Genomic DNA, 5,015 nt, shown 5'->3' with positions numbered 1-5,015 from the left:
AAACGGCGGGTATCTAAATACCACCAAAGTTCGTCCTGTGGAATGTTTAAATCTTCCATACGTTTCGTTAAACGGTCTAAACGCTCCTCGCGTTGCGATCCACCGATCATTTCGCCAATGCCCGGGAATAAGATATCCATTGCGGCAACAGTTTGTCTGCCCTCTGCATCCGGCTCATTCTGGCGCATGTAGAACGATTTTATATCTGCAGGGTAATCTGTTAAAATTACCGGTTTTTTAAAGTGTTTTTCTACCAGGTAACGTTCGTGTTCGCTCTGTAAATCAGCTCCCCACTCGTCAATCAGGTATTTGAACTGTTTCTTTTGGTTCGGTTTAGAAGACCTTAAAATCCTGATCGCTTCTGTATAGGTTAAACGTTCAAAATCGTTTGATAAACAGAAATCAAGTTTTTCCAATAAACCAAATTCGCTGCGCTCGTTCTGTGGCTTTTGTTTATCTTCTTCCGCTAAACGGCTGTTTAAAAATTCAAGCTCCTCTTTGCAATTGTCTAAAGCATATTTAATAACATACTTCATCATATCTTCTGCAAGTTGCATGTTATCTTCTAAATCCGCAAAAGCAAATTCAGGTTCAATCATCCAGAATTCTGCCAGGTGACGCGTTGTATTCGAGTTTTCGGCCCTGAAAGTTGGTCCGAAAGTGTAAATTTTACCGAAAGCCATTGCTGCCAATTCACCTTCCAGCTGACCAGATACCGTTAAGTTAGTGGCGCGGGCAAAGAAATCCTGTGAGAAATCTACTTTACCATCCTCAGTGCGTGGCGTATTGTCGAAATCTAAAGTGGTAACCTTAAACATTTCGCCGGCACCTTCTGCATCACTTGCAGTAATTACGGGCGTGTGCATATAAACAAAACCACGCTCGTTATAAAACTGGTGAATCGCGAATGCCAATGCATGACGCACTTTAAAAACGGCGTTAAATGTATTGGTACGGAAACGCAGGTGGGCAATTTCGCGTAAAAACTCTAAACTGTGTTTTTTAGGTTGTAAGGGGAATTTTTCAGGATCACTATCACCCAAAATTTCTACACTCGTAGCTTTAATCTCTACCGATTGACCTTTACCCAACGATTCGATCAATTTGCCCGTTGCAGAAATTGCCGCGCCGGTTGTTATTCTTTTTAACAGCTCATCAGGCAAATTATTAAAATCGATCACAACCTGGATATTGCCCATGCAAGATCCGTCATTTAAGGCAATAAACTGATTATTACGGAAAGTTCTTACCCATCCCATAACCGTTACTTCTGTGTCAAATGCTGTCGACTTTAATAAATCTTTAATTTGCTGTCTCTTAATCATATTGTTATTTGTAAAAGGCGCAAATTTAGAAAAAAAGTTTATCAGTTGGCAGTTTTCAGTACACAGTTTTCAGTTTTTTAAGCAAGTGGTGGATCTGAACTGTTAATTGCTAACTGCAAATTGACAACTATTACGGTAAATTCTTATCTTGAAAAAAAATATAATCTGAGTTCGATTCTTTTTTTGTTAAAAGGTCTTTTGCGGATATTTTAACTCACAATCGTCACCCTGAATTTATTTCAGGGTCTATCTAGCAGAAAAGATGCTGATCCCGAAGCTTAGTGACAGCATGACGATCGCGTTAGGAAAAGGAGTCAAAACGCACAAATATTAATCAAGCTCAGGCTTACAGATAAACCATTTTTAGCTTATCCATCTACCGCTGCCCCATGAATAAATTCGATATTGATAAACAGACACTAACCGATTTAAACATATTTGATGCTTACGGTTTGAATAAGAGTGTTTTTTCAGTATTCAATTTTACTTCTACTATTAAGGGTAATGATAAACTGATGGAGATGTTTAGGGCGCCTTCGACAGATATCGAAGTGATTAATGAGCGGCAGGAGCTGATTAAATACATTTCAAACTATTCTGGAGATTTATATCTGGACCGTACCAATATGGATTTTGTTGAAAGCTACCTGATGCAGAACTCTAAAATAAAATCGTACTCCAGGATTTCGGCATTGGCCAAATCTGTAAATTATTTCTTCTATCCTAATCAAGCCTATTATTTAAAGGAAAAAGGCGTAAGGGAAATTATTTTTCTGCTAAAGAAAATGAGCGAAATCTTTAGTACGCTGGATGGTGAAATTAAGCCCAGGTTGGTTAATGAATTTGATGACCTTGTAATCAGGTTGTTTAAGCAAAGTATGGTTAAGGAGATTACAGGCCGCGACGAAAGAAAAATTACCCTATTCGAGTTGGAGCAACTGGATTTTATATTTAGGGGAGCTGAGTTTCGTACGGTTAAATTACTCCTCGATCTGGTGTATCAGTTTGATGCTTATTTTTCGGTGGTTAAAGCATCGAGAAAATACAATTTAAACCTTCCTTATATGAGTGCTAAAAAACAGCATTTAAGGATTAGAGGTGTTTTTCATCCTTTTATAGAACATTCGGTTGCTAATGATATCGAATTTGGAGGTGGAAAAAATGTCTGTTTTCTTACCGGAAGCAATATGGCCGGAAAATCTACTTTTTTAAAATCGGTAGGCATTTCTATTTACCTGGCGCATTTAGGCTTTCCTGTTCCGGCAGCCTCCATGGAAACAGGTATCTGGCAGGGCCTGGTATCAACCATCAATCTGCCTGATAATTTAAACCAGGGTTACAGTCATTTTTATAATGAAGTATTAAGGGTAAAACATGTTGCTGAAAAGATTAAGGTATCTAAAAATATTTTTGTGATTTTTGATGAGCTTTTCCGCGGAACCAATGTAAAAGATGCATTTGATGGGTCTCTATCCGTAATTAGATCATTTTCTAAAATAGTAGATTGTTATTTTATGATTTCGACCCATATAGTTGAAGTTGCAGAAATTATCAAATCTGAACAAAACATGATGTTTAAATATCTTTTTACCAGAATGGAGGATGGCAGGCCGATATTTACCTATCAGCTTATGGATGGGATTACTGAAGAGCGGATAGGGATGTGGATTATTGAAAATGAGAAAATCAGCGAAATATTAAACAGCAGAGATCTGAATTAAATCCCCACTGTTATTTTTGGTTAATTGAACTGTTGACTACTATTAACTGAGAACTGAAAACTGCCTACTGTTGTTGTTGCTGCTGTTGCTGCATCGCCTCCATATATTCCTGATAGCTGTTTCTGTTTCTTGCAGTTGTGATCATTGCAGATGGCTTGCTATAATTTACTTCTTTAGGCTGGAAGTACGTTTCGTTGTCATTAAAATCGTCGTCGTTATAACCTACTGAAACATTTACTTCCATAACCTGTTCAAAACCACCTTTGTAAACACCTTTTACAGGCGAACAATCAGTAAAGTTTCTACCTACGGCCAGGCGTACATGGTTTTCGTTGGCAATACAGTTGTTTGTAGGGTCGAGGCCCAGCCAACCGTATTCGGGCAGGTAAGCCTCTGTCCAGGCGTGGGTAGCCCCTTCGCCCCGCATGCCATCTCTATTAGGGCAGATATAACCGCTAACATACCGTGCCGGAATGCCTGTTAAACGCAGCATGGCGGTGAGCACGTGCGCAAAATCCTGACAAACACCTGCCTTGAGCTTCAAAATCTCGTCAATAGTGGTATCAACGGCTGTTACCCCCTTAATGTATTCGAAATTATTAAAAACGTAGGCACAGTATTTTATGGCAGTTTGGTATGGGGTATCCTCATCGGTTTTTATCCCCAGAGCTGTTTCTTTTAACTGAGAAATTCCTTCAAAACCTTCCTGGCGGAGGTAATCGATATAGGGCACTTCATATTTAAGCACATTTAAACTGTTCCATTGCGCACTGCTGAACATATCATCCTGAGGGAGTGTTTTAGGAAAGGTTTCTACACATACTTTCGAGAAGATTTTAAGCTGGGTATGCGGCTCGTTTTGGGTGAAAGTACCTACCTCGTTGCCATAATAATCGATAAAAATCTCAATTTCCGGACTTCCGGAGATGTTCAGGTCGTGTTTAACCACTTTCTGGAAATCATCTTTAATCGGAAAAAGGATAATCTGGTTAGCGCTGTCGCGCACCGGCGATTCGTATTTATAATTGGTGATATGTTTAATTTTGAAAATTGGCATATTGGCTTTTGTTATTTTATGTGAAATCACAGATAAACACAGATGGAAAATTTGTAAAAATATCTGTGTTCATCTGTGCCTATCTGTGATTAAAAATCAGTTGGTTTATGAGTTTGCAAAATAATACTCGTTAAGCTGATTGCCAATACCGTAAAGCTCCGATCTGATCTCGGTAAGGTAACTATGCAATTCTTCCTCATTCATTTTATTTACAGAACTATAAGTAATCATACTTTTTAACCGGCCGATTTTAAATGATAGGTTATTATAATGTTCGATGTTGCTTTCGCTCTTTAACCGGTTAAAATACCTGTCTATATTATTCATGGCATAAAGTGCCGACCGTGGAAAATCGTTATTGAGCATAGCCAGTTCGATGATGTTTTTGGCATCAAAGCCTTGCCGGTAGGTTTTTAGGTACAGTTCGTAGCCGCCTAAGGATAACAACAGATGTTTCCAGTAAGAAATATCGGTCAGTAAATCCGGGTTGCTGCTGATCGAACTGAATTTAATATCGAGGATATCTACTGATTGTATGCTCCGCTCCAGGTGTTTGCCGATGTTCATAAAACTTCGGCTTTCGCCGCGTTCCATTACGCTATCGGCCGTTCCGTTGTACAGCATTACCTGTTTAATCAAAATATCCAGAGCGGTAATCGGATCATCTTTCTGTACATACCACAACAGTTTTTCATCTTTAACAGTGTGGTAATATTCGTTCAGGCATTGCCATAAATCTTTAGGTATGTGTTCCTGCACACTTCTTGCATTTTCGCGGGCCAGGGTAACGATATTTAATATCGAGTTTGGGTTTTCGCGGTTTAACAGGAGGTATTCGATCACCGCACGGCTATCGTGCTGGATATTCAATAATTCATTTTCATCATCGGAAGAGAAGATCCTGATCACAGG

Annotated in this window: 4 protein-coding genes; 1 reads left to right on the top strand and 3 read right to left on the bottom strand. The window is 39.0% G+C overall.

Annotated elements, in window-relative coordinates; genetic code table 11:
* Positions 1-1,325, bottom strand: a 1,325-nt coding sequence (asnS, locus tag B2V92_RS21085) for an asparagine--tRNA ligase (protein WP_293311980.1), incomplete at its 3' end; no start/stop codon positions are given.
* A 389-nt stretch (positions 1,326-1,714) separates the two neighbouring features.
* On the opposite strand from asnS, the gene B2V92_RS21080 reads away from it, so the two are divergent.
* Positions 1,715-3,046 (top strand): MutS-related protein, encoded by a 1,332-nt coding sequence (locus B2V92_RS21080; RefSeq protein WP_293311979.1) that lies wholly within the window; start codon positions 1,715-1,717, stop codon positions 3,044-3,046.
* A gap of 64 nt (positions 3,047-3,110) precedes the next feature.
* On the opposite strand, the gene B2V92_RS21075 is transcribed toward B2V92_RS21080, so the two are convergent.
* Together B2V92_RS21075 and B2V92_RS21070 are read right to left on the bottom strand one after the other, a co-directional pair.
* Positions 3,111-4,103 carry a transglutaminase family protein gene (locus B2V92_RS21075; protein WP_293311978.1) on the bottom strand — a complete coding sequence of 331 codons (993 nt, stop codon included), beginning with the start codon at positions 4,101-4,103 and terminating at the stop codon, positions 3,111-3,113.
* Between the two features lie 105 nt (positions 4,104-4,208).
* The coding region (locus tag B2V92_RS21070) for an alpha-E domain-containing protein (protein WP_293311977.1) at positions 4,209-5,015 on the bottom strand (807 nt) is incomplete at its 5' end.

Source organism: Pedobacter sp. UBA5917, from assembly GCF_002432345.1.
Lineage (GTDB): Bacteria > Bacteroidota > Bacteroidia > Sphingobacteriales > Sphingobacteriaceae > Pedobacter.
Note: the sequence above shows the minus strand (reverse complement) of the source record. Positions and strands in the feature narration are given on the sequence as shown.

Excerpts from the sequence above, each read along its gene's own strand:
- B2V92_RS21075 (WP_293311978.1), bottom strand. The coding sequence starts at position 4,103 with ATGCCAATTTTCAAAATTAAACATATCACCAATTATAAATACGAATCG.
- B2V92_RS21080 (WP_293311979.1), top strand. The coding sequence starts at position 1,715 with ATGAATAAATTCGATATTGATAAACAGACACTAACCGATTTAAACATA.